Below are 24,237 nucleotides of genomic sequence, written 5' to 3'. Positions count from 1 at the left end.
GGGGCACGGTGTTGCGGATGCCGGCCACCACGTCTTCGCCCTGCGCGTTGGCGAGGTAGTCGCCGTACACGCCCTGCGCGCCGGTCGCCGGGTCGCGGGTGAACGCGACACCCGTGCCCGAGTCGGAGCCCAGGTTGCCGAAGACCATCGCCACCACGTTGACGGCGGTGCCGAGGTCGGCGGGGATGCGCTCCTGGCGGCGGTACAGGATCGCGCGGTCGGCGTTCCACGACTCGAAGACCGCGCGGATCGCCAGGTCGAGCTGCTCGCGCGGTTCCTGCGGGAACTCGCGGCCGGTGTGCTTGGCGAAGATCGTCTTGAACACGTCGACCAGATGGCTCAGGTCGCCCGCGTCGAGGTCGAGGTCGCTCTTCGCCTGTTTCGCCTTCTTCGCCTCGTCGAGCGCGTGCTCGAACTCCTCACCCGGCACGTCGCACACCGTCTTGCCGAACATCTGGATCAGACGGCGGTAGGAGTCCCAGGCGAAGCGCTCGTTGCCGCTCTGCCGGGCCAGCCCCTCGACGCTCTGGTCGTTGAGGCCGACATTGAGCACCGTCTCCATCATCCCGGGCATCGAGAACTTGGCGCCCGAGCGCACCGAGACGAGCAGGGGGTCGGCCGGGTCGCCGAGCCGCTTGCCCATGCTGGACTCCAGCTGGGCCAGGTGGTCGGCGATCTGCTCCGGCAGACCTTCGGGTTCCTCGCCGGTGGCGAGGTACGCCTTGCACGCCTCAGTGGTGATTGTGAACCCGGGCGGCACAGGCAGCCCGAGGTTGGTCATCTCGGCAAGGTTGGCTCCCTTGCCGCCGAGCAGGTCCTTGAGATCTTTGTTTCCCTCAGTGAACTCGTACACGTATTTGTTCACAGAACCTCCCGCACCCAGCGATTCGGCGTTGAACGATGGGTCAGTACCCAATGGTGGGCGAACACTAAGCGAGACAGAAAGCCCTTAGGGAGAGTTCGGTGACTATCGGCACACCGCTCGCCAATTTCCGGCTCAGTCGCGTTCCTGGGAGCGTTTCCATGGGCAGATTCGCTCAAATCATGGTGATCGGCGTCTCTCTGGTGATCGCTTGGCCTTCGCCGGCACGGGCTGACCTTGGGGAGGAGACGGCGCTGGCCGAGCGGTACGCACCCGTGGTGCGGCTCGTCGCGCAGGAGGAGGAGTGCGGGTACGGCGAGCCGTATCTCCCGCTCGATGTCGACCGGCTCTTCGATCAGCAAACGGTGGCGCTGCGAGGACCATGGACGCCCACCGATCTGGTGAAGATCGGGCCGAGTGCGGATGATCTCTCCGAAGGGCGTTATGAATATCACCTCGACTTCCCCGGAGATCCGCTGAACCCCGGTTGCGGATACGAGCGTTGGGGTGATCGGATTACCGGCACGTCCCGCCCCACGGTGTACGCACACGTCGCCACCGATCCGGCCGCACCGGGAAAACTCGCGCTCCAGTACTGGTTCTTCTACGTATTCAACGACTACAACAACAAGCACGAGGGCGACTGGGAAATGATCCAGTTGATCTTCAACGCTTCTTCGGCCTCGGCTGCTTTGCAGACGTCGCCGGTGGCTGTCGGGTACAGCCAGCACGAGGGTGCCGAGCGCGCCGCGTGGGGTTCTTCCAAGTTGGAGCTCGTCGACGGCACCCGCCCGGTCGTGCACCCGGCGGCAGGTTCGCACGCCAACCACTACGAGGAGGCGCTGTACCTTGGCAGCTCCGCCTCGGAGGGCGTGGGCTGCGACGACTCCACCAGCCCGACCGTCGAGATCCGGCCGGTCGTACGGACCATCCCGCAGGACCCGGCGCTCGCCCGCGCCTCATTCCCGTGGATCGGGTTCGAGGGCCGGTGGGGCGAGCTGCAGCAGGCCTTCTACAACGGGCCGACGGGACCTGCGATGAAGCGCTCATGGAGCGAGCCGATCACCTGGTCAGACGACAGCTGGCGCGACGAGGCATACGCCGTACCGGCCGGCGGCCTGCTCGGCACCGGCGCCACCGACTTCTTCTGCCGGTCCGTAGGCGCCGGCTCCGACGCGCTCCGCCAGGTCGTCAGCGAGCCGTCCACCACCCTCCTCGTGATCGCAGCGCTCCTGGCGCTCGCCCTGTACATCGCCAGCCGCACCACCTGGCACCCAGCCGACCCGCTGCCCATGGCCCGCCGGCGCGCCTGGGGCCAGACGCTGGTCGCCGCCGCCCGCATGTACCGCCGGCGCTGGCTCCTCTTCGCCGGCATCGGGCTGATCTTCCTGCCCATCACGGTGCTGGGTACGGCCCTGGAGAACCTCCTGTCGGGCCTCGCCTGGGTCGGCGCCATGCTCACCCTCGCCGGCGTCGGGCTCGTCATGGCGGTCACCGCCATCGCCCTCGCCGAAGTCGACGCCGGCCGCGACGTCGGCCCCGTCCAGGCGTACCGGATGGGCCTGACCCGGTACCCGAAGCTGCTCGGAGCGCTGGCGGTCGCGCTCGTCGTAGTGCTGCCGCTGACCCTGAGCCTGGTCCTGGTCCCGCTCGGCGTCTGGCTCGCCGGCCGGTGGGCGCTGCTCGCGCCGGTCGTCACGCTCGAAGATCCGCCGCCCGGGCCGCTCCGCGCGTTGCGGCGCAGCGCGGAGCTGGTGCGGGGACGGTGGTTCAGGGTGACGTCGCTGTCGGTGGCGGCGATCGCGCTGGCGCTAGCGCTGGGGCCCGTGATCGGCACGCTGCTGATCCTGTTCACCGACATGCCGTTCGGGCTGCTCAACGTGGTGAGTGGCGCGGTATACGCGTTGGCGATGCCCCTGGCCGCCCTGACGACGGCGTACGCCTACGCCGACGCGGCCACCGCTGCTCCCGACCCCGTCGGCGCGGCAGCACTCGCGCCCGACCGCGCCAGCGCGGGTTAGCCGCCGGAGTCGGGGAGCTCGGCGCCTTCCGGGACGGAGTCGTCGTCGCGGGTGGCCAGCCAGCCGTCCGGCAGCGCGACCTTGCCCGGAGAGTTGGTGCGGCCGCGAGGCTGGCCCAGGGTGTGCGCGGGGAACGGCTCGGCAGGGTCCAGGCGGGACAGGAGGTCGTCGAGCTCGGTCAGGGTGCTCACCATCGCGAGCGCCCGCCGCAGCTCGGCACCCACCGGGAAGCCCTTCAGGTACCAGGCGACGTGCTTGCGGAAGTCGGTGCAGCCGTCGCGCTCGGAGCCGAACGCCGCGACCAGCAGCTCAGCGTGCCGGCGCATGGTCGCGGCCACCTCGCCGAGCGCGGGCATGACCCGCTCGGGGCGGCCGGCGAAGGCAGCGGCGAGGTCGGCGAAGAGCCATGGCCGGCCGAGGCAGCCGCGCCCGACCACCACGCCGTCGACGCCCGTGTGCGCGACCATCCGGAGCGCGTCGTCGGCCTCCCAGATGTCGCCGTTGCCGAGTACCGGCACGTCGAGGCGCGCTTTCAGGTCGGCGATGGCGTCCCAGTCGGCGGTGCCGGAGTACCGCTGGGCGGCGGTGCGCCCGTGCAGGGCCACGGCGGCCACACCAGCGTCCTGGGCGATCAGCCCCGCCTCGGCGTACGTCAGGTGCTCGTCGTCGATGCCCTTGCGCATCTTGATCGTCACCGGAACGCCGGCGGGCGCCGCCGCCTCGACCGCGCCCCGCACGATGCGCTCGAACAGTCGGCGGCGCCACGGCAGGGCCGACCCGCCGCCCTTGCGGGTGACCTTGGGCACGGGGCAGCCGAAGTTGAGGTCGATGTGGTCAGCGAGCCCCTCGTCGACGATCATCTCGACGGCCTTGCGGGTGATCACCGGGTCGACGCCATAGAGCTGGAGACTGCGGGGCCGCTCGCCTTCGGCAAACGCGATCATGCGCAGTGTCTTCGGGTTGCGCTCGACGAGGGCGCGGGTCGTGACCATTTCGCACACGTACAGGCCAGCCCCGTGCTCGCGGCAGAGCTGCCGGAACGCCACGTTGGTGATGCCGGCCATCGGTGCCAGCACCACCGGCGGGTCGACCGGGTACGGCCCGAATGCCAGTGCGCCACTCACGGTCACAAGGATAGTGTCGTACCCGTGACCACCGATCCGGCGTGCGCGACCGCACACGGTGACCTGCCGCCTGAGCCGGGAAGGCGCACCCTGGTGGCGGTGTTCGAGTCGCCGGTCGCCGATTACCTGCTGAAGTTCGCTGCCGACGTGGGATACCGCACGGTGCTGGTCGATCCGGCGCAGGGCGGCACGGTCAAGGCCGCCGGCCTCGACTCCGACACCGATGTGGTCGTGACCGACCACGACCGGCCCGAGCTGGGCGAGGTGCTGCGTGACGCCCTCGCCGAGACGACCCGGTGGATCGGCCTGATGGGCAGCCCGCGGCACGCGCCGCCGCACATCGAGGCGCTGCGTGCGCTCGGCGTCACCGACGGCGAGATCGGCCGGGTGCACCGCCCGATCGGGCTGAACATCGGCTCGAAGGCGCCAGCCGAGATCGCGATCGCCACGCTCGCCGGGCTCATCGCCGACCGGAACGGCCGCCCCGGCGGCTTCGACTTCTGATGTCGTCGCCGGCGGCTGCGGGGGCTGCCACCAGCCGCGATCCGGTCATGCGTCCGTACACGGACGCCGACATGCCGCGCCTGCTGGACGCGATGGCCGGCTGGATCGCCGAGGTTGGGCGGTGCGGGTACGACCACATCGGCGAGCTGCCACACCGGATCTACGGTGAGAACCGGGGCGACCAGCGCCCGGCTTGCGAGTTGGCGCAGGTCTGGGAGGTCGGCGGCGAGATCGTCGGGCTGGCCGTCAACGGGCGGTTCGGCTCGGCGTTCGACGTGTTCACGGCGCCGGCGCTGCGGGGAACGGACGCCGAGCGCGAGATGCTGCGCACCGCCGCGGCGACCACCGCCGCCCTCACGACCGGCCGATACGTGTCGACCGATCTCTTCGAGTGCGACGCCACCCGCATCAGGCTGCTCAACGCGCTGGGCTTCACGCACTTTCGCACCTGGGATCACGTCAACGAGGTCGACCTCACCGCGCCGGTGCCGGAGCCGCGGGTGCCTGACGGATACGCGGTGCGCACGGCCCGTCTGAGCGACGCCGCCGGGCTCGCCGAGGCGCGCAACTCCTCGTTCGGCGACGACTGGACCGGCGAGCGTTACCGCTCCGGGTTCATGACGAAGCCCGGCTACGACGCTGACCAGGAGATCGTGGTGGAGGCGCCCGACGGCCGGATCGCCGCGTTCACGATCTGCTGGGTCGACGAGCGCAACCGCGCCGGGCACTTCGAGCCGGTCGGCACGCACCGCGACTTCCAGCGCCGCGGGCTCGCTCGGGCCGCGATGCTGTGGGCGATGCGTCGGATGGCGGAGCGCGGCATCACGATGGCGTCGGTCAACCACAACGCCGAAAACGTGCCGGCCCGCAAGCTGTACGAGTCGATCGGCTTCGTCCGGCGGTACGAAACCTACGGCTTCCGCCGGAAGACCCTCCGCACGTGATCAGGGCGTCCCCCAAGTCGTTAGAACGACTTCAGGGACGCCCTGATCACGAAGGGGTTAGCAGCCGGGGAGACGCTCCAGCAGGTACCGCTCGACGGCGTCTAGCGCGACCCGCTCCTGCCGCATCGTGTCGCGGTCCCGGATCGTCACCGCGTCGTCCTGCAGGGTGTCGAAGTCGACGGTCACGCAGAACGGGGTGCCGATCTCGTCCTGCCGGCGGTACCGGCGACCGATCGCCTGCGAGTCGTCGAACTCGACGATCCACCGCTTGCGCAGCGTGGCGGCCAGGTCGCGGGCCTTCGGCGACAGGTCGGGGTTGCGCGACAGCGGCAGCACCGCCACCTTGATCGGCGACAGCCGCGGGTCGAACCGCATCACCGTGCGCTTGTCGACACCGCCCTTGGTGTTGGGCGCCTCGTCCTCGTCGTATGCCTCCAGCAGGAACGCCAGCACCGCGCGGGTGAGGCCGGCTGCCGGCTCGATCACGTACGGCATCCAGCGCTCCTGCTTCTCCTGGTCGAAGTACGACAGGTCGACGCCGGAGTGCTTGCTGTGCGTGGTGAGGTCGAAGTCGGTGCGGTTGGCGATGCCCTCGAGCTCGGAGAACTCCGTGCCACCGAAGCGGAAGCGGTACTCGATGTCGACAGTCCGCTTCGAGTAGTGCGACAGCTTCTCCTTCGGGTGCTCGAAGAAGCGCAGGTTGTCGGGCGACAGGCCGAGGTCGATGTACCAGTTCCAGCGCTCCTGGAGCCAGTACTCGTGCCACTGCTCGTCGCTGCCCGGCTCGACGAAGTACTCCATCTCCATCTGCTCGAACTCGCGCGTCCGGAAGATGAAGTTGCCCGGCGTGATCTCGTTGCGGAACGACTTGCCGACCTGCGCGATGCCGAACGGCGGCTTCTTGCGTGCCGAGGTCTCGACGTTGCGGTAGTTGACGAAGATGCCCTGCGCGGTCTCGGGCCGCAGGTAGTGCAGGCCCTCTTCGCTCTCGACCGGGCCGAGGAAGGTCTTCATGAGGCCGTTGAACATGCGCGGCTCGGTGAAGGTGCCCTTGTTGCCGCAGTTCGGGCAGTTGATCTCGGAGAGGCTGGCGGGCGGGCGGCCGTGCTTGGCCTCGTACGCCTCTTCCAGGTGGTCGGCGCGGAAGCGCTTGTGGCAGGACTGGCACTCGGTCAGCGGGTCGACGAACGCGTCGAGGTGGCCCGAGGCGGCCCATACGTCCTTGGCGAGGATCACCGCGGAGTCGAGGCCCACGATGTCGTCGCGCTGCTGGACCATCGAGCGCCACCACTGCCGGCGGACGTTCTCCTTCAGCTCCACGCCGAGCGGACCGTAGTCCCAAGCCGACCTGGTGCCCCCGTAGATCTCGCTGGAGGGGAAGACGAAGCCCCGGCGCTTGGCAAGGCTGACAACGGCGTCGATGCGATCGGCTGGCATGGTTTTTTCCTCCTACGCCGGCTGGCGGTCGGCGGGGACGGGCGGGTGGACGAGATGAACAACGGCTGTCACCACCGTACGGTTACCGGTGGCGCAAACCCCAGCAGATTACTCCTCGAAGCCGCACACCCTGAACTCGCCGCTGCCGCTGTCCTGGTCCATGGCCACCCGCACGGTGTCGCGGTCACCACTCGTATAAGTGAGATCCGCGGGCAGGGTGAGGTTGATGAGATCCACGTCGCCGAGGCTGTACGAGGTGATCCGCGGCTCGCGCCCCATTCGCGCACCGAACTGCTCCGGCGTCTCGTCGTTGCGCAGCCGGTCGCAGAGCAGGTCGTACGCGTCGTTGAACTTCTGCTCGCGCAAGGCGTCGAAGTAGTCTCCGGCCGTCGCCTGGACCTGCTCGTTCACGGCCTCGCCACCGGTGATGAAGAGGCCCACCAGGGCGGTGCCGCCGGCACCGCAGCACAGCACCGTGGCGAGGGCGGCCACGCCGAGCGCCATCCAGAGCCGGAAGGAACGCCCCTCGGTCGGCGGAGCCGCGAACGGCGGCGTGACCCCCGGACCGGGTGGCGGCTGTGTCATGACGGCAAGCGTAATGTGCGTGGGCTCACGGGAAGTCTGGGGCGCGGTCGCTCGCCGTCGCCACCACCTGGCCGCCGGGCTCGGCCGCCGCGAGCTCCTCGTACGCGGACGGCTCGTCCAGCGACTGCGCGAGCAGCGGTGTGGCGTACACCTTGACGTCGAAGTTGCTCAGCGCCCGCCGGTACGTGCCCACCGACTCCCACTCGGTCACCAGGCACCAGTGGCTCGGCTCGTCCAGCGATCGGGTGAGCTGGCCACGCACGTAGCCGGCGCGTCCCGCCAGTGCGGCGAGGGCGGCGTGTGCCCGTTCGGTGAACGCGGGCGCCGCGTCGTCGTCGACCAGGAACCGGTTCAGAACCAACACGAGCCACTCCCTACAGTGATCCGATGAAGCTTACGCGGCTGAATCCCACCGCCGTGTTCCTCGCCACGCTGGCGCTGGTACTGGTGGCGCTGTTCACGCCCGGCGTGGTCGGTGGCCTGTTGATGCTGGCGCTGGCCGGCGGGCTCATCTACCTGATGACCAGGTCCTGGCCTGTACAGACGCCCGCAAACCGCGCGATCCGGCTCGTGATCCTCACCCTGCTGATCGCCGGCGCCCTTACCAAGATTATGTGAACGAGACTCATGCGCTTTTGACAATCATTGTCATTGAGGCGGAGAGTTGGGGCATGCGTAACCGCACCACCCCTCGCACCCTCCTCGCCGCGGGCGCCGCGGCGCTCGCACTGACCGGCCTCACGGCCTGCGGCGACGACAACGCCAGTTCGGCCAGCGCCGGCAAGCTGGACGTCGTGGCCGCCTTCTACCCGCTGCAGTTCGTCGCCGAGCGCGTCGGCAGCGACGCGGTCACCGTGACCAACCTCGTCAAGCCCGGCGCCGAGCCGCACGACCTGGAGCTGAACCCCGACCAGGTGGCGCAGCTCGCCGACGCCAAGTTCGTCGTCTACCTGAAGGGCTTCCAGCCTGCGGTCGACGAGGCCGTCGACCAGCAGGCGAGCGACAAGGCGCTCGACGTGACCACGGCGGTCCCGCTCATCGACCTCGCCGAGCACGCCCACGAGGGCGAGGAAGGCGAGGAGGAGCACGAGGAGGCGGCCGGGGGCAAGGACCCGCACGTCTGGCTCGACCCCACGCGCCTCGCCACCATCAGCGACGCGGTCGCGAAGCGGCTCGGCGAGACCGATCCGGACCACGCGGCGGACTACACGGCGCGCGCGGCCACGTTGCGGTCCGATCTCGAGAAGCTCGACAAGGAGTACGCGGACGGCCTGAAGACCTGCCAGCGGCGCGAGATCGTCACGAGCCACAGCGCTTTCGGGTACCTGGCCGACCGGTACAAGCTGGAGCAGATCGGGATCACGGGGCTGACGCCCGAAGACGAGCCCTCGCCGCAGCGGCTGGCCGCGGTCGCCGACGAGGCCCGGGAGCACAAGGCGACGACGATCTTCTTCGAGACGCTCGTCAGCCCGAAGGTCGCCGACACCATCGCCAAGGAGGTCGGGGCGCAGACCGCGGTGCTCGATCCCCTGGAAGGGCTGCAGCAGGGCAGCACCGACGACTACTTTTCGGTAATGCGGAAAAACCTGACCACCCTCCGGACGGCTTTGGGGTGTACGTGACGGCTGAGCCGGTCTTCAGCGCTGAGCCGGTCGTAGAAATCGCGCACGGGGTGGTCGGGTACGCCGACCGCCCCGTGCTCCGTGACGTGTCCCTGTCGGCCGCGGCCGGCGAGGTCGTCGCGATCCTCGGCGCCAACGGCTCCGGCAAGTCCACGCTGATACGCGCCATCCTCGGGCTGGTACCCCTGCGGGGCGGCACCGTGCGGCTCTTCGGCACGCCGCTCAAGCGGTTCCGGCAGTGGCGGCGGGTGGGCTACGTGCCACAGCGGCTGGGCGCCGGCAGCGGCGTACCGGCCACCGTCGGCGAGGTCGTCGCCTCCGGGCGGCTGGCTCGCCGGGGCGTCCTGCGGCCACCGGGAGCGGCTGACCGGGCCGCCGTGACCGCCGCGCTGACCGCCGTCGGCCTCGCCGAGCGTGCCGCCGAGCCCGTCGCCACCCTTTCCGGCGGCCAGCAGCAGCGCACCCTGATCGCGCGGGCGCTCGCCGGCGAGCCGGAGCTGCTCGTGCTCGACGAGCCCACGGCGGGAGTCGACGCGAGCAGCCAGACCGCGTTCGCCGACGCGCTGCGGGGCTTCGTCGACACCGGCGGTACCGTGCTGCTGGTGGCACACGAGCTCGGACCGCTCCAGCCACTGATCAACCGGGCCGTCGTGGTACACGATGGCAAGATCGCGCACGACGGCGCCGCACCGGTGCCGGCCGGTCACCACGCCGCGCCCGACCATGACCACGTGCACCCGCACGCGCCCGAGGAACCACCAGGTGTCTGCCTGACATGAACCTGTTCCAGTACGACTTCATGATCCGCGCGCTGATCGGCGCGCTGGTCATCGGCCTCGCCGCGCCCGCGCTCGGGATCTACCTCGTGCAGCGCAAGATGTCGCTGATCGGCGACGGCATCGGCCACGTGGCACTCACCGGCGTCGGCGTCGGGCTACTGCTCGACCGCTCCCCCGTGATCACCGCGGTGATCGTGGCAGCGGCCGGCGCGGTGGCGATCGAGCTGCTGCGCGAGCGCGGGCGCACCTCCGGTGACCTGGCCCTCGCGCTGCTCTTCTACGGCGGTATCGCGGGCGGCGTCATGCTCGTCGGCCTGTCCAACAACCGCAGCAACGCCAGCCTGATGGCGTACCTCTTCGGCTCCCTCACGACCACCTCCCGCACCGATCTCGTGGTGATCTGCGTGCTGGGCGCCGTGGTCCTGGCCGCGATGCTGCTGTTGCGCCCGGCGCTGTTCGCGATCTGCCACGACGAGGAGTACGCCCGGGTGTCCGGGCTGCCCGTTCGCGCGCTCAACATCCTGATCGCGGTCGCGGCCGCGGTCACCGTGACGATCGCGATGCGCACCGTCGGCCTGCTGCTGGTCAGCGCGCTCATGGTCGTACCGGTGGCGGCGGCGCAACAGGTGACCCGCGGCTTCCGCAGCACGATGGCCGCCGCGATGGCGCTCGGTGTGCTCGCCGCTGGCCTCGGGGTGTGGCTGGCGGGCGAGATCGACACGGCGGTGGGCGCCACGATCGTGGTACTGGCCATCGCCGGGTTCCTCGCGGTGGCGGTCGCCGCGGCGGCCTGGCGAGCGCTCCGGCGGCGGCCGTTCACCCGTACCGCTGAGGTGGAACCGCCAGACGTGATCCTGGAGCGCTGAACCCTCCAGACATTGGTTACCGTTGCAAGGTGACCACGACGACCGGTTACGAGGCGTACGAGGGTGCGGGCGAGCTGCTGCGTGCCCTGTCGGCGCCGATCCGCGTGGCGATCGTTACAGAGCTCGCCGATGGGGAACGCTGCGTACACGAGCTCGTCGACAAGCTCGGCGCGCCGCAGCCGCTCGTCTCCCAGCACCTGCGGGTGCTGCGCGGAGCCGGGGTCGTCCGTGGCGCCCGGCGCGGTCGCGAGATCGCGTACACGCTCGTCGACGAGCACATCGCCCATATCGTCGCCGACGCGGTCAGCCACGCGCGGGAGGCAAGATGATGACCGAGGACGGGGCCGGCACGGTCCGCAACACCCGGCAGCGCACGGCGGTCAGCGCCCTGCTGCGCGAGGTGGAGGGGTTCCACAGCGCCCAGGAGCTGCACGCGATGCTCCGCGACCGGGGCGAGCGGGTCGGCCTGACCACGGTCTACCGCACCCTCCAGGGGCTCGCGGACGCCGGCGAGGTCGACGTGATGCGCCCGCCCGGGGGTGAGCACCTGTACCGGCGGTGCAGCGAAGGCCACCACCACCATCTCGTCTGCCGGTCCTGCGGCCGCACGGTCGAGGTGGAGGGGCCCACAGTGGAGGCATGGGCCGAGCGGGTGGCGGCGCAGCACGGGTACGTGGGCGTCTCGCACACCCTGGAGATCTTCGGCACCTGCCCGTCCTGCGCGCGCTGATTCGGTGATCTTGGCGGTCGTGCCGGACGCTTGACGGTGTGAAGATCTACGCCACGCGCGTCCCCACCGCCCTCCGTCAAATCGTCACCGATCTCCTCGTCGTCGCCTGGGTGTACGCGTCGATCCGGATCTCGATGTGGGTGTACGACCTGATCGAAAAGCTGGCCGTGCCCGGGCAGAAGCTGGAAGGCGCCGGCACCGGCATCGCCGACAACCTGTCCGACGTCAGCGGCAAGGTCGGCCGGATACCGGCGGTCGGCAACGACCTGACCAGGCCTTTCGAGAGCGCGGCCAACGCCGCCCGCTCCCTGTCCGACGCCGGCCAGAGCCAGCAGGACGTGGTGGCCGACCTGGCGTGGGCGCTGTCGTTGGCGCTGCTGGTGTTTCCGCTCGGGCTCGTACTCTTCCTGTGGCTACCGCTGCGCATCCGCTGGATGCGGCGAGCCGGAGCGGCCGCGGCCCTGCGCAGGGCACCCGCCGGGCGCGACCTGCTCGCGCTGCGCGCCCTGGCCAACCAGCCCTTGCGCAAACTGACCCGCATTGACCCGGACGTGGCCGAGGCATGGCGCCGAGGCGACGACGACGTAGTCGACGCCCTCGCGTCGTTGGAACTCCGAGCCCTAGGCCTCCGCTAATTTCATTGGGGTCAATCCCCCAGGAGAATCCTCGCTAACTTGTCGGCCATGCCGTCGTACCTGCATGAGGCATTGGTGGAAATGTTCCGGAATCAGCCGGCGTTGGCCGCCGAACTGCTGGCCGGTCCGCTCGGTGTCGACGTGCCGCCCTTCGACCACGCCGGCGTCACGTCAGGAGACCTGACGGATGTGACGCCGACGGAGTACCGGGCGGACGTCGCGGTGACCTTGAACAAGGACGACACCGCTGTCTTCGCCGTGGTGGTGGAGGCGCAGTTGACTACCGCTCCTTACCGCTACCAGAGCGATTTCGCCCGCCGCTACTTCGCTAAGGGCGAGGCCCAAGCCGTGCTGTCGGTCCTGGAGGCCCGCGACCTGCCCGTGGCCGAAGCCGTACGGGAGCGGATCCTTCGCTGCTCTGATGCGGATCAGCTCGAAATCTGGCTCCGCCGAGCCGTCACCGCCCGTAAGGCGGAGGACCTGTTCGCCTAGGCTCGCGCCCCACTGTGATCAGGGCGTCTCTCAAGTCGTTAGAGCAACCTGAGGGACGCCCTGATCACTGTTAGCGGGGGATGCGGCGGCGGGCGTCTTCGGCTGTGGAGGGGCCGGGCTCCCAGTGCGCTACCCATGGCAGGTCGGACTGCGGGGTCACCACGCCCTCCTCCAACCAGGCGTACCGGCCATCCAGGATGCGCTTCGCCGCCGCCGAGTCGCGGCTGTCGGTGTTGTCCCACAGGCCGTCGAAGAGCGCCTCGGCGCGCAGCCGCGCCTGGCGGCAGAACAGGTCGGCCAGTTCGACGCCCTCGGGCCGGTCGCCACGCTGGGCGCGAGCCCGTACGCAGACCGCGGACATCGCGAACAGCTCGGCTCCGATGTCGACGATCCGCCCGAGGAAGCCCTGCTTGCGCTCCAGCTTCCCCTGCCAGCGGGACATCGCGTAGAACGTCGACCGGGCAAGTTTGCGGGACGCCCGTTCCACGTACCGCAGATGGGTGGCGAGCGGCCCGAACTCCCCGTACCCGGTGGGCACCTGCCCCTTGCCGACCGTGAGCGTGGGCAGCCACTTCGCGTAGAACGCACCCGCCTTCGCGCCGGCGCGCGCCTTGCGGCCCAGGTCGGCTTCCGGGTCGATGATGTCGCCGGCCACCGACAGGTGCGCGTCGACCGCCTCACGGGCGATGAGCAGGTGCATGATCTCGGTGGAGCCTTCGAAGATCCGGTTGATGCGCAGGTCACGCAGGATCTGCTCGACCTCGGCGGGGCGCTCGCCACGGGCGGTCAGCGACTCGGCGGTCTCGTATCCGCGCCCGCCCCGGATCTGGATCAGCTCATCGGCGACCTGCCAGGCCATCTCGCTGGCGTACAGCTTGACCAGCGCCGCCTCGATTCGGATGTCGTTGCGGTCGTCGTCGGCGATCATGCAGCAGAGATCGAGCATGGACTCCATCGCGTACGTGGTCGCGGCGATGAACGCGAGCTTCTTGGCGACCGCCTCGTGCAGCCCGACCGCCCGGCCCCACTGCACGCGGTCGGCGGCCCAGAGGCGGGCCACGTTGAGCGACCACTTGCCGGCGCCGACGCACATGGCGGGCAGCGAGAGCCGGCCCGTGTTGAGCGTGGTCAGTGCGATCTTGAGGCCCTTGCCGAGACCGCCGATCACGTTCTCGGCGGGTACGAACACGTCGTGGAACCGGGTCACGCTGTTTTCCAGGCCGCGCAGGCCAAGGAACGCGTTGCGCCGCTCGATCGTGATGCCCGGCGAGTCGCCCTCGACCACGAACGCGGTGATGCCCTTGTCGGGCACGCGGGCCATGACGACGAGCAGCGTGGCGACGGTGCCGTTGGTGGCCCACAGCTTGACGCCGTTGAGCTTGTACCCGCCCTCGACGGGCTCGGCGATGGTGGCAAGGCGGGCCGGGTCGGAACCGACGTCCGGCTCGGTCAGCAGGAAGGCGGACACCTCACCAGCGGCCAGCCGGGGCAGGAACGCCTTCTTCTGCTCGGGGGTGCCGAAGAGCTTGAGCGGCTGCGGCACGCCGATGGACTGGTGCGCCGAGAGCAGTGCCCCGATCGACGGGCTGACCGAGCCGGCGAGCGTCAACGCCTTGCAGTAGTGCAGATTCGAGAGCCCGAGGCCTCCGTACTCCTTGTCGATCTTCATGCCGAAGGCGCCGAGCGCCGCGAGGCCCTGGAAGACCTCGTCCGGGATGCTCGCCTCCCGCTCGATCCGCTGGCCGTCCACTTCGGACCGCACGTATGCGTCGAGCTTGCCGAGGAACTCGGGCTCCGGTTCTGGCTCGGGCCACGGATCGATCAGGTCGAGGCGGAATCGGCCGAGGAACAGCTCCTTGCCGAAGCTCGGCTTGCGCCAGTCCGACTCGCGGGCCGCCTCGGCGACCTGACGGGCCTGCTTTTCCGAAACGTTCGTCTCGGTCACGGCGTACCCCCTTGCCCGAGTGCTGTGACGTGTCCCACGCTACCGGCGAGTATTACCCGGTGGTAGGGGTTCATCGGTCCAGTTACGCCTTAAGAAGGGGAGGAACGCCCAGAACGTGAGGAACCACAGCGCGGTCGCCCCGCTGAGTATGAGCGCGACGGGGCGAGACAGCAGGAAATCGGTGATCAACAGAACCGACGCCACCATCGCCACCAACGTGAACGCCAACCCGCCGGTCGCCATGCTGTGCGCGAAACGCACCAGCTCCGGCTTGCGGCCGAGCCGGAAGAGCGCCCGGTGAAACGCCACCGGCGAGATGATCAGCGCGGCCGAGCCAGCCGCGGCGAGCAGCGCCACCACGTACACATCCCGCTGGAAACCGGTCGCCTTCGGAAACTCGGCGCTGAACGGGAGGATCAGCAGGAAGGCGAAGAGGATCTGCACACCGGTCTGCGCGACGCGCAACTCCTGCAGCAGATCGGCGAAATTACGGTCCCAGCGCTGTTTTTCGGTCTCCTCCTCCACGGTCCAGAGAACTGCCCGCAACCGCCGCTGATCAAACTTTGAGCTACCGCGACGTCCGCGGCGCGCCAGACCGTCGCTCCCGCGGCCTCACCGTCCGCGGGTCACGGTCAACCCCCGCGGGGCGTGGGGACGCGCGGGGTGAGGCCGCGGGAGCAACGGGCAGCTACCGCGACGAACGTCGCGGTAGCTCAGAAGATCTTGATCTACGACCCGCGGCGGATGCGGCCGGCGTAGCGGGCTTCCAGGTCGGTGTTGTGGGCGTCGCCGCCGGGGATGTTCGCCGAGAGGTACACCGGTGGCCGCTCCCCCGCCTCGATCATCCGGCGCACCACCTCGACCACGATCTGCTGGGCGAGCAGCGCGGCGGTGATCGACGAGACCGCGCCCACCGCGCCGCCTCCGGGCAGCGGCAGGGTGGCGTCGCCGTATGGTGCGCCGTTGTCGAGCACCACGTCGGCGAGGTCAGCGAGCTTGCGACCGGACGGGTGGCGGGACTCCACGCGCTCCGAGTGCTCTCGCGACGTGATCGCGATCAGGCCGTGCCCGCGCTCCTTGACCAGGGTCGCGAACTCCACCATCGCGCCGTTGACGCCGGAGTTCGACGCGAGTACGAAGACGTCGGCCGGCTCGATGGGCGCCAGCGCGTACAGCTTGTGCGCCACCGTGAGGTCGCGTTCCAGGAAGGGGCCGAGGATGCTCGCCGGCTCGCCACCCCGCAGCACCAGGTCACGCAGGGCGATCCGGTTGGTGGGCACGAGACCGCCGGCCCGGCCCGCGATCTCCATCGCCAGCGCCTCGGAGTGCCCGGTGCCGAACGCCTGCACGACGCCGCCCGCGCGCAGCGCCGACACGATCAGTTCCGCGGCGCGGCCTACCTCGGAGCGCTGGCCGCTGGCGACCCGGTCGATGGTCTCGGTGACGACCTTCAGGTAGCCGTCCGCGCTCAAAATCATTTACGCCCTACTCGTACTGCTGCTTCGGCGGATCGATCTGCCGCCACGACTCGACCTCGATGAACGGGATGGACTCGTCGTTGACGGGGTCGGTGGCGGTGCGGTCGGTGTACTTGCCGACGACCTCGACCCACGTGTCGGCGGCCAGCCCGCTGGGCGCGTCACCCGACATGCCCACCTTGATCGGTCGCCCGTCGGCGGCGCAGCACGACAGGATGATCCGGGCGAGGATCGGATGGCCGTCGGCGCCCTCCGCGATGAACCCGGTGAGCTGCACCCGGCGGTCACCGATCGAGGTGCCCTTGTCGAAGACCGCCCTCGACGCGTAGTCGAGCACCGTGATCCGCGCCGGATCGCCCTCGGGAAGCGGCGGATAGTCCGACATCTGCTGCTGGTTGGAGAGCGCGGTGCCCGCCTGGCCCGCGGCGTACGAACCAAGTGCCGGCGGGGCCACGAGCAGCAGGCCGAGCACGGGCAGGATCAGGAACCAGCCGACGCGCGGCTCGCGGTGCGGCTTGCCGTCACCATGGTCGTGATCGTGATCCGCCGTCTTTCTCAAGTCGTAGAACAGGGTCATGACCGCTGCCGCGATCAGCAGTACGCCCGCCGCGATCAGGAACGGCCGCAGCCCCTCCTTGACGTACCGGAGGTACATGTCGGTGACGCTGGCCTTCACCACCGCGCCGCCGAAAAGCAGCATCACGACCGCCTGAGCCTGCCGGTTCACAGCAGCACCACCCCTACCGCCACGGCGATCAGGATGCACACCGCGAACGTGGACGGCGCGAACCGCAACGCGAACCGCCGCCCGAACACACCGGCCTGCATCGAGATCAGTTTGAGGTCGACCATCGGCCCCACGACCAGGAACACCAGCCGCGAGGTAAGCGAGAACTGCGACAGCGACGCCGCCACGAACGCGTCGGCCTCCGAGCAGATCGACAGCAGCACGGCGAGTACCGCCAGCGCGATGATCGACAGGACCGGATTGTCAGCGAGCGTCTGGAGCCACCGCTCGGGCACCACGACGTTGATTGTCGCGGCCGCCATCGCGCCCACCACCAGGAACCCGCCCGCGTGCACCACGTCGTGCCGGACCGCCGCCCAGAACGCCTGCCCGCGCGGCACCCCGTCGAGGTCGGGCCGGTGCGGCAGGCGGATCCAGTCGGCGCGGCCGAGCCTCAGCCAGAGCCAGCCCATGATCATGGCGACGATGAGGCTCGCGACGCCCCGGCCGACGACCATCTCGGGGTTGTTGGGAAACGCGACCGCCGTCGCGGTGAGCACGATCGGATTGATCGCGGGTGCGGCCAGCAGGAACGCCAGCGCCGCCGCTGGGGTGACCCCGCGCCGGATCAGCGAACCGGCGATCGGCACCGCGCCACACTCGCAGCCGGGCAGGATCACGCCCGCGCCGCTGGCTACGGGGACTGCGAGAGCCGGGTGCTTGGGGAGCGCCTTGGACCAGAACGACCGAGGGACGTACACCGCGATCACGGCCGACAGCGCGACGCCGAAGACCAGGAACGGCACGGCCTGCACCATCACGGACACGAACACCGTGGTCCAGGTCTGCAGTCGCGGGTTGGAGATGGCGTCGGCCAGTGGATTGCGGAAGAGCACCAGCAGGACGAGCACGACCGCGAGCACCTCGACCGAGCCGATCCGGTCGCCGAAAAGCCGCCGCGGCGCCTCTTTCGTCTCCCGCGCCTCCTGGCCTGTTGCTTCCCGCGCCTCCTGGCCTGTTGCTTCCCGCGCCTCCTGGCCTGTTGCTTCCCGCGCCTCCTGGGTCTCCGGGTCGACAGAGGTCACGGCAGGAGAGTAACGCACCTGGCCTGCGGTGTAACGTTGGCGAGAACAACCGACAGGGGAGCGCACAGCGCTGAGAGTGCGGCCGGCGATGACGCGGCACGCAGACCCTCGAACCTGATCTGGGTAATGCCAGCGCAGGGAGTCCGGAGGATGTCACATGTCACCTACTCGATGGCGCACCGTCGATATCGTCGTCGCCGCCGTGCTCGGCGTCGCGTTCGGCGTGATCTTCTGGGCCTGGGGCCTGCTCTGGGAAGGCCCGGCCAACGCGATCCCGCTGCCGGGCCGCGCGTTCATCTACGGCGTCTGGCTGCTGCCCGCGGTGCTCGGCCCGCTCGTCATCCGCAAGCCGGGCGCCGGCATCTTCACCGAACTTGTCGCCGCGCTCGTCTCCACGCTCCTCGGCTCGCCGTGGGGCCTGCTCACCGTGCTGTACGGGCTGTTCCAGGGTGCGGCGGGCGAGTTCGCGTTCGCCGCCACCGGGTACCGGCAGTGGCGGCTGCCGACCGCCATCGTGGGCGGCGCGCTGGCCGGTGGCGCGGCCACTCTCCTCGACGTCATCAACTACTACCCCGACACGTCGACCGGCTGGAAGTGGGCGTACGGCGCGCTCGTCGTGCTCAGCTCCGCGGTCATCGCCGGTGGCGGCGCCTGGGCGCTGACCCGCGCGCTCGCGCAGACCGGCGTGCTGGACCGGTTCCCGGCGGGCCGCGACCGCGTCACGGTCTAGGCCCTAATGCGCGCGTGAACGACCCGAGCGGAGCGAGGCATCAGACTCAGTGATCAAGCTCAGCGGGTTCGGGTGGCGGCACGCAGGCCGGAAACGGTGGGCGCTGCGCGATCTCGACCTGCGGGTGGAGCGCGGCGAACGGGTACTCCTGCTCGGGCCTTCGGGCGCCGGCAAGAGCACGCTGCTCGCCGCGCTCGCCGGCCTGCTCGCCGCCGACTCCGGTGAACGGGAAGGCACCGTCGACGTCGACGGGCGCGCCGGCATCCTCTTCCAGGACCCCGAGACACAGCTCGTCATGGCACGCTCCGGCGACGACGTGGCGTTCGGGCTGGAAAACCTCGGCATACCGCCGGACCAGATCTGGCCACGCGTCGACGAGGCGCTGCGACGGGTCGGCTTCCCCTACGGCCGCGACCGCCACACCGCGGCCCTGTCCGGCGGCGAGCAGCAGCGGCTCGCGCTCGCCGGCGCCCTCGCGCTCAGGCCAGACGTGCTGCTACTCGACGAGCCCACCGCCAACCTCGACCCCGAGGGCGCCGACCTGGTGCGCGGCGCGCTCGCCCAGGCGCTCGACCCCGACAGCACGCTGATCCTGGTAGAGCACCGGGTCGCGGAGGCGCTGCCACTCGTCGACCGGGTGGTGGTGCTGGAGCCGGGCGGTGGCGTGCGCGCGGACGGCCCACCCGAGAAGGTGTTCACCGAGCACGGCGACCGGCTCGCCGCCGAGGGCGTGTGGGTGCCGGGACATCCGGTGCCACCGCGACGCGCGGTTCGCGCGCCCGGAAAGGCGTTACTGTGCGCGGAAAAGGTCGCCCTCCGCGACCGCTTGGCCGCCGTCGACCTGACGGTACTGGAGAACGAGGCGCTCGCGGTCCTCGGGCCGAACGGCGCCGGCAAGTCCACATTGGCCCTTCTGCTGGGCGGCCTGCTCAAGCCCGACAATGGACGGGTACGGGCGACGGAGGCGTTGGCCGGCACCGAGGCGGCCACTCCCCCGCACCGCTGGCGGGCGCGCACGCTGGCACGGCGCATAGGATCGGTCTTTCAGGACCCGGAGCACCAGTTCGTCACCGCCCGTGTCCACGATGAACTCGCCATCGGTGCCGATCCATCCACTGTGGACGTACTATTGGGACGGTTGCGTTTGGACCAGCTCGCCGGTGCGAACCCGTACACCTTGTCAGGTGGCGAGGCGCGGCGGCTGAGCGTGGCGACGGCGCTGGCCGCGGCGCCACGCCTCCTTGTTTTGGACGAGCCCACGTTCGGCCAGGACCGTCGCACGTGGATCGAGCTGGTCGACCTGCTGGCAGACCTGCGCGACGCCGGCCACGGCATCGTCGCCGTCACCCACGACCGCGACTTCGTCCAAACTCTCGCCGACCGCACGGTGACCCTGTGACCACGCTAGCTGGCAGACCTGCGCTACGCCGGCCACGACCGCGACTTCGTCCAAGCTCTCGCCGACCGCACGGTGACGCTGTGAGCGCGCTGGCTGGCGCTCGCTCTGCTCCCCCTTTTGCGGGTGCGGGAGGCGGCGCATGACCGGGCTCCTCGCGCGGCGGAATCCGGTGGCCAAGCTGGCGGCGGCGCTGGTGTTCACGCTCGCGCTGGTCGTGACGCTCGACCCTCTGACGCCGGCCATCGCGATCGCGATCGAGCTGGCGCTGGTGCCGCTGTTCGGGCTGAGCTACGGCACACTGGCCCGGCGCGCGTGGCCGTTGCTGGTGAGCGCGCTCGGCGTGGTCGTGACGATCGTGCTGTTCGCGGCGGAGCGCGGCGGCGACCACCTCTTCGAGGCCGGCCCGATACTGGTGACGACCGGCGTGCTCACGTCCGCACTCGGCCTCGCGCTGCGCGTCGTGGCTATCGCCCTGCCAGGCGTGCTGGTGTTCGCGTCCACCGACCCGACCGACCTCGCCGACGCCCTCGTGCAGAACGCGCGCGCACCGCACCGGTTCGCGATCGGTGCGCTGGCGGCGTTCCGGCTGGCACCGTTGATGCGGCAAGAGTGGCAGCAGCTCACACTGGCCCGCCGCGCCCGCGGCATCGACGCCGGCCGCAACCCACTGGCCGCGCTGCGCATCTTCGCGTCGACGTCGTTCGCGTTGCTGGTAGGCGCGATCCGGCGCGGCACCCGGCTGGCGATCGCCATGGACGCGCGCGGCTTCGACTCAGGCATGACCCGCACGCACGCCCGCGTCCAGCACTTCCGGTTGGCGGACGCCGCGCTGATCGTGGCCACCGTGGCGGTAGCCGCCACCATCCTGGCCATCTCCGTAGCAGCCGGCACCTTCCGCCCCCTCCTCTAGCTCCCCCTCCCACCCCCGCCCCCGCCCGTGATCATTGCGTCATTCAAGTCGTAAGAACGCCTTGAATGACGCAATGATCACGGGCGCCGCGCCCCGCGCCCCTTCGCTGCCCCCGCGCAGCGCGGCCCCCGTGGGCCGCGCTGCGCCCGCGCGGGCTCTCTTCTCGTCGATCAAGGGCGAATGCACGTGGTTGGATCTCTTTTCCGCGTGCGTTTGCCCTTGATCCATGGGGTTGCCCTTGATCGGCGGCGGGCCGCGCGACGCATTCGCGGTGACTGCCGGGGCTTGATCGCCGCCGCTGGGAGGCGGGGGGACGCGCGATGGACCAGATCCCGGTTATGTGCCACGAAAAGCGTGCGATCCGCCGTGGCGGGTGTGGGGGCGGGACCATTTATGTATGACGACGTGGAAGTGGGCGGGGCCCACATAGCTGACGCGGCGCCTCCGCTGGTCGACAATGACCGCTGTGTGGGGCGATGGGCGGGACGGCGGTAATCCGCGCTGGGTGGTGGCCGAGCTGGTGGCCGACGCGGCACGCCACCGATATCCGGCGGACGTACTCGCGGTTGGGGTACACGGGTCTCTGGCTCACGGCGACGACACCGATACCAGCGACGTTGACATGATCGTGGTGACCTACCGGCCGGGCAGCGGGCCGCGCCCCGTGACGCGGCGGGTCGATGGGGTGCTGGTGGACCTGAGCGTGATCGGCGCCGACCAGTACCTGCAACACGCACGCACCTTGTCGACGTCGTGGCCCTTGGCCGCCGACCGGTACATGACGACGAAACCGATTCACGATCCGGACGCGTGGCTGGAACAGCTGCGCGACACCCATCTGAGCCGGCTGGCGGACGCGCGACCGGCGGAGTTCAGCACGCTGGCGCGCGAGGCGTGGTGCCGGGCCGCCTCGGCGCACGCCCGCGCGATCCGGCTCACCCAGTGGTACGACACCGACACCGCGATGCTGATGATCGGCGAGGCGCGGTTGAGCGCGTCGATGGTGGTGGGGCTGCTGTCCCGCACGTACTTCCGCAACAGCGCCGACGCGGTCAAGCGGACGGGTCTCGCGGGCGCGGACATGACCGAGTTGGGGTCGGTACTGCGCGCCCAGTCCGACGACCTGGCCGCCCGCGGTCGCCCGGTCGACGCCACCGTCGGCGAGTTCTTCGAGTAGCGAGGCCCGCCGGCACCGCCCGGCGTACCGAACGCGCCGGTGTCGCGGTGGCGGCGGCCGAGACTGTGGCGATCTGCTGCCCCTGCAGGGGCAGCAGATCGCCACAGACGCCGCAGCGTCTGAATCTTGGAGCGCTACCGTCGCCCCAGCGACGCTGCAGCTCCAAGATCTGCCAGCGGCATTGCTACGCGCTGGTGCGAAGGGGGCGAATCGCCCGCCCACCTCGGCCGCAAGTGCCGCGAACCTGCCCCAGACCCGCCGCAGACCGCGGCGGCGCTCGCCGATCAAGGGCAAGCCCATCGATCAAGGGCATATGCACGCGGAAGAGAGATCCAACCACGTGCAATCGCCCTTGATCGGCGCGCAGGGGGCGAGCCGCGCACGAGCGAGGCCGCGCGCAGAGGGCGAGCCGCGCGAGGACCGCGCGCAGAGAGCGAGCCGCGCGAGGGGCGCGCGCAGAGAGCGAGCCGCGCGAGGGCCGCGCGCAGAGAGCGACGCTGCGCGCGAGCGAAGCGCGCGCAGGGAGAGGCCGGGCGTGGAGGGCGGCGTCGCGCCGGGCGCGGTGAGGGAGGGGTTACAGGGGGCCGGTTACGCCGATTAGGGAGCCGATTGCGTACGTTGCCGCCGCGGCCGCCGCGCCGAGAAGGAGTTGGCGGAGGCCGCTGCCCAGCCAGGAGCGGTTGGTGAAGCGGGCGACAAGCGCACCCGCCACGAATAGTCCTACCCCGCCCACCGCCAGCGCGAGCCACAGCGCGTCGAAGCCCACCAAGTATGTTGCCAGCGGCACCAGCGCCCCGACAGAGAAGCACACGAACGAGGAGCCGGCCGCGACCCAGGGACTGGGGCGCTCGTCCGGGTCGACGCCCAGCTCCTCGCGGGCGTGCACGCGCAGCGCCTCGTCGGGGTTGCGTTTCAGGATGTCGGCCACCTGCTCGGCGAGATGGCGAGGCAGCCCGCGCTTGGTCCACAGGGAGACCAGCTCGCGCGCCTCGGCTTCGGGGAAGCGTTCGAGCTCGCGCCGTTCCTTGGCCACCTCGGCGGCCACCTGTTCGTTCTGGGTGCGCACGCTCGTGTACTCGCCGAGGCCCATCGATATTGCCCCGGCGACCAGTCCGGCGACGCCGGTCAGCACGATGTTGCGCGACGATACGCCGCCACCGCCCACGCCGGCGATCAGCGCGATGTTGGTGACGAGGCCGTCCATGGCGCCGAACACGGCCGGCCGGAGCCAGCCGCCGGAGACGTCGGCGTGGTGGTCGGAGTGGATGGCCGCCGGTCTGTCGGCGGTCACGGAAGGGTGAGGATCTCGTGCCCGTCGTCGGTCACCACGATGGTGTGCTCGAACTGGGCGGTCCACCGGCGATCCTTGGTGACCACGGTCCAGCCGTCGCGCCACATCTCGTACTCGTGCGTGCCCAGCGTGATCATCGGCTCGATGGTGAACGTCATCCCCGGCTCCATGATCACGTCGAGCTGGGGGTTGTCGTAGTGCGGCACGTACAGCCCGCTGTGGAACGCCTCGCCGATGCCGTGCCCGGTGAAGTCCCGCACGACGCCGTACCCGAACCGCCGCGCGTATGCCTCGATGACCCTGCCGACGGCGTTGAGCTGACGGCCCGGCGCGACCGCGCGGATGCCGCGCATCATCGCCTCGTGCGTGCGCTCGACCAGCAGCCTGGCCTCTTCCGACACCTCACCGACGCAGAACGTGGCGTCGGTGTCGCCGTGTACGCCGTTGATGAACGCTGTGACGTCGACGTTGATGATGTCGCCGTCTTCGATCACGGTCGTGTCGGGGATGCCGTGGCAGATGACCTCGTTGAGGCTGGTGCAGCACGACTTCGGGAAGCCCTTGTAACCGAGTGTCGACGGGTAGGCGCCGTGGTCGCAGAGGAACTCGTGGACGACCCTGTCGATCTCGTCGGTGGTGACGCCCGGCTTGCAGTGCTCACCGGCGAGCTGCGTGGCCTGCGCCGCGAGCCGCCCCGCGAGCCGCATCTTCTCGATCGTCTCGGGGGTCTGCACATGCGAGCCGCGCCACTCGCGGGGGCGCTTCTTGCCCACGTACTCGGGACGGACGATCTGGGCGGGCACCTGGCGCCACGGCGAGAGCTGGCCAGGCACCAATGGGGCGCGGACGTTCATGGCATCCACCCTAGCGCCGCCGACCGTACCCCCGATGGTT

At 70.2% G+C, this 24,237-nt stretch carries 27 protein-coding genes and 1 riboswitch; of the genes, 15 read left to right on the top strand and 12 right to left on the bottom strand.

The features are described 5' to 3' along the window. A partial coding sequence (locus QMG73_RS34910; protein WP_281902973.1) for a PEP/pyruvate-binding domain-containing protein occupies positions 1-883 on the bottom strand: 883 nt, incomplete at its 3' end. A gap of 140 nt (positions 884-1,023) precedes the next feature. On the opposite strand from QMG73_RS34910, the gene QMG73_RS34905 reads away from it, so the two are divergent. Then, on the top strand, positions 1,024-2,883 hold the full coding sequence (locus QMG73_RS34905; RefSeq protein WP_281902966.1) for a hypothetical protein: 1,860 nt from the start codon (positions 1,024-1,026) through the stop codon (positions 2,881-2,883). Here the strand turns inward: QMG73_RS34905 and dusB are convergent. Then, positions 2,880-4,007, bottom strand: coding sequence for a tRNA dihydrouridine synthase DusB (dusB, locus tag QMG73_RS34900; RefSeq protein ID WP_407676895.1), 1,128 nt, complete (start codon positions 4,005-4,007; stop codon positions 2,880-2,882). The two genes, QMG73_RS34905 and dusB, sit on opposite strands and share 4 nt — an antisense overlap. Before the next feature lie 24 nt (positions 4,008-4,031). Here dusB and QMG73_RS34895 point away from each other — a divergent pair, with 24 nt between their 5' ends. Both QMG73_RS34895 and QMG73_RS34890 read left to right on the top strand, forming a co-directional pair. Beyond that, entirely contained in the window at positions 4,032-4,511 is a 480-nt protein-coding gene (locus QMG73_RS34895; protein ID WP_281902962.1) for an XdhC family protein, read from the top strand. Between the two features lie 47 nt (positions 4,512-4,558). Continuing rightward, positions 4,559-5,455: a GNAT family N-acetyltransferase gene (locus QMG73_RS34890; RefSeq protein ID WP_281902960.1), complete on the top strand. Its 897-nt coding sequence runs from the start codon at positions 4,559-4,561 to the stop codon at positions 5,453-5,455. Positions 5,456-5,512: 57 nt separating this feature from the next. Here QMG73_RS34890 and QMG73_RS34885 read toward each other — a convergent pair whose 3' ends face one another. The 3 genes from QMG73_RS34885 to QMG73_RS34875 form a co-directional block, all read right to left on the bottom strand. Next, on the bottom strand, positions 5,513-6,892 hold the full coding sequence (locus QMG73_RS34885) for a glycine--tRNA ligase (RefSeq protein ID WP_281902958.1): 1,380 nt from the start codon (positions 6,890-6,892) through the stop codon (positions 5,513-5,515). 108 nt (positions 6,893-7,000) lie between these two features. After that, positions 7,001-7,477 carry a hypothetical protein gene (locus tag QMG73_RS34880; protein ID WP_281902956.1) on the bottom strand — a complete coding sequence of 159 codons (477 nt, stop codon included), beginning with the start codon at positions 7,475-7,477 and terminating at the stop codon, positions 7,001-7,003. A gap of 25 nt (positions 7,478-7,502) precedes the next feature. Then, positions 7,503-7,841, bottom strand: coding sequence for an antibiotic biosynthesis monooxygenase (locus QMG73_RS34875; RefSeq protein ID WP_281902953.1), 339 nt, complete (start codon positions 7,839-7,841; stop codon positions 7,503-7,505). A gap of 23 nt (positions 7,842-7,864) precedes the next feature. Here QMG73_RS34875 and QMG73_RS34870 point away from each other — a divergent pair, with 23 nt between their 5' ends. The 8 genes from QMG73_RS34870 to QMG73_RS34835 are packed head-to-tail and all read left to right on the top strand — an operon-like array spanning position 7,865 to position 12,601. After that, positions 7,865-8,095 (top strand): hypothetical protein, encoded by a 231-nt coding sequence (locus QMG73_RS34870; protein ID WP_281902951.1) that lies wholly within the window; start codon positions 7,865-7,867, stop codon positions 8,093-8,095. 53 nt (positions 8,096-8,148) lie between these two features. Then, positions 8,149-9,099: a metal ABC transporter substrate-binding protein gene (locus tag QMG73_RS34865; RefSeq protein WP_281902949.1), complete on the top strand. Its 951-nt coding sequence runs from the start codon at positions 8,149-8,151 to the stop codon at positions 9,097-9,099. Next, positions 9,096-9,878: a metal ABC transporter ATP-binding protein gene (locus QMG73_RS34860; RefSeq protein WP_281902947.1), complete on the top strand. Its 783-nt coding sequence runs from the start codon at positions 9,096-9,098 to the stop codon at positions 9,876-9,878. The genes QMG73_RS34865 and QMG73_RS34860 overlap by 4 nt, the downstream gene beginning before the upstream one ends. Beyond that, on the top strand, positions 9,875-10,744 hold the full coding sequence (locus QMG73_RS34855) for a metal ABC transporter permease (protein WP_281902945.1): 870 nt from the start codon (positions 9,875-9,877) through the stop codon (positions 10,742-10,744). Before QMG73_RS34860 ends, QMG73_RS34855 begins: the two co-directional genes overlap by 4 nt. A gap of 29 nt (positions 10,745-10,773) precedes the next feature. Then, positions 10,774-11,073 carry an ArsR/SmtB family transcription factor gene (locus QMG73_RS34850; RefSeq protein WP_265249529.1) on the top strand — a complete coding sequence of 100 codons (300 nt, stop codon included), beginning with the start codon at positions 10,774-10,776 and terminating at the stop codon, positions 11,071-11,073. After that, the gene (locus QMG73_RS34845) at positions 11,073-11,474 is read left to right on the top strand and encodes a Fur family transcriptional regulator (protein WP_281902972.1); all 402 of its coding nucleotides are present in this window, start codon (positions 11,073-11,075) and stop codon (positions 11,472-11,474) included. Before QMG73_RS34850 ends, QMG73_RS34845 begins: the two co-directional genes overlap by 1 nt. A 38-nt stretch (positions 11,475-11,512) precedes the next feature. Then, complete coding sequence (locus QMG73_RS34840) at positions 11,513-12,109, top strand: hypothetical protein (RefSeq protein ID WP_281902943.1); 597 nt, start codon at positions 11,513-11,515, stop codon at positions 12,107-12,109. 48 nt (positions 12,110-12,157) lie between these two features. Beyond that, the gene (locus QMG73_RS34835) at positions 12,158-12,601 is read left to right on the top strand and encodes a hypothetical protein (protein ID WP_281902942.1); all 444 of its coding nucleotides are present in this window, start codon (positions 12,158-12,160) and stop codon (positions 12,599-12,601) included. 70 nt (positions 12,602-12,671) lie between these two features. On the opposite strand, the gene QMG73_RS34830 is transcribed toward QMG73_RS34835, so the two are convergent. The 5 genes from QMG73_RS34830 to QMG73_RS34810 form a co-directional block, all read right to left on the bottom strand. Then, positions 12,672-14,546 (bottom strand): acyl-CoA dehydrogenase family protein, encoded by a 1,875-nt coding sequence (locus tag QMG73_RS34830; RefSeq protein ID WP_281902940.1) that lies wholly within the window; start codon positions 14,544-14,546, stop codon positions 12,672-12,674. 39 nt (positions 14,547-14,585) lie between these two features. Beyond that, positions 14,586-15,071, bottom strand: a complete 486-nt coding sequence (locus tag QMG73_RS34825; protein ID WP_281902938.1) for a DUF6328 family protein — start codon at positions 15,069-15,071, stop codon at positions 14,586-14,588. Positions 15,072-15,274: 203 nt separating this feature from the next. After that, positions 15,275-16,024, bottom strand: coding sequence for an SIS domain-containing protein (locus QMG73_RS34820; protein ID WP_281902936.1), 750 nt, complete (start codon positions 16,022-16,024; stop codon positions 15,275-15,277). A 7-nt stretch (positions 16,025-16,031) separates the two neighbouring features. Next, positions 16,032-16,751, bottom strand: a complete 720-nt coding sequence (locus tag QMG73_RS34815) for a TIGR03943 family putative permease subunit (protein ID WP_281902934.1) — start codon at positions 16,749-16,751, stop codon at positions 16,032-16,034. Continuing rightward, positions 16,748-17,689 (bottom strand): permease, encoded by a 942-nt coding sequence (locus QMG73_RS34810; protein WP_281902970.1) that lies wholly within the window; start codon positions 17,687-17,689, stop codon positions 16,748-16,750. The genes QMG73_RS34815 and QMG73_RS34810 overlap by 4 nt, the downstream gene beginning before the upstream one ends. A 191-nt stretch (positions 17,690-17,880) precedes the next feature. Continuing rightward, positions 17,881-17,994: riboswitch (TPP riboswitch) on the top strand. Between QMG73_RS34810 and QMG73_RS34805 the strand changes: the two genes are divergently transcribed. From QMG73_RS34805 to QMG73_RS34790, 4 genes are all read left to right on the top strand, one after another. After that, the gene (locus QMG73_RS34805; protein ID WP_281902932.1) at positions 17,994-18,566 is read left to right on the top strand and encodes an ECF transporter S component; all 573 of its coding nucleotides are present in this window, start codon (positions 17,994-17,996) and stop codon (positions 18,564-18,566) included. (Overlaps the previous riboswitch by 1 nt.) Before the next feature lie 49 nt (positions 18,567-18,615). Continuing rightward, the gene (locus QMG73_RS34800; protein WP_281902930.1) at positions 18,616-19,965 is read left to right on the top strand and encodes an ABC transporter ATP-binding protein; all 1,350 of its coding nucleotides are present in this window, start codon (positions 18,616-18,618) and stop codon (positions 19,963-19,965) included. 139 nt (positions 19,966-20,104) lie between these two features. Continuing rightward, complete coding sequence (locus QMG73_RS34795; protein WP_281902929.1) at positions 20,105-20,875, top strand: energy-coupling factor transporter transmembrane component T family protein; 771 nt, start codon at positions 20,105-20,107, stop codon at positions 20,873-20,875. A gap of 457 nt (positions 20,876-21,332) precedes the next feature. Continuing rightward, on the top strand, positions 21,333-22,052 hold the full coding sequence (locus tag QMG73_RS34790) for a nucleotidyltransferase domain-containing protein (RefSeq protein ID WP_281902927.1): 720 nt from the start codon (positions 21,333-21,335) through the stop codon (positions 22,050-22,052). A 574-nt stretch (positions 22,053-22,626) separates the two neighbouring features. Here QMG73_RS34790 and QMG73_RS34785 read toward each other — a convergent pair. Together QMG73_RS34785 and map are read right to left on the bottom strand one after the other, a co-directional pair. Continuing rightward, the gene (locus tag QMG73_RS34785; protein ID WP_281902925.1) at positions 22,627-23,343 is read right to left on the bottom strand and encodes a VIT1/CCC1 transporter family protein; all 717 of its coding nucleotides are present in this window, start codon (positions 23,341-23,343) and stop codon (positions 22,627-22,629) included. Further along, positions 23,340-24,197 (bottom strand): type I methionyl aminopeptidase, encoded by an 858-nt coding sequence (map, locus tag QMG73_RS34780; protein ID WP_281902923.1) that lies wholly within the window; start codon positions 24,195-24,197, stop codon positions 23,340-23,342. Before map ends, QMG73_RS34785 begins: the two co-directional genes overlap by 4 nt. Positions 24,198-24,237 lie beyond the last annotated feature (40 nt).

This window comes from Phytohabitans aurantiacus (assembly GCF_027923225.1).
Classification (GTDB): domain Bacteria; phylum Actinomycetota; class Actinomycetes; order Mycobacteriales; family Micromonosporaceae; genus Phytohabitans; species Phytohabitans aurantiacus.
Note: the sequence above shows the minus strand (reverse complement) of the source record. Positions and strands in the feature narration are given on the sequence as shown.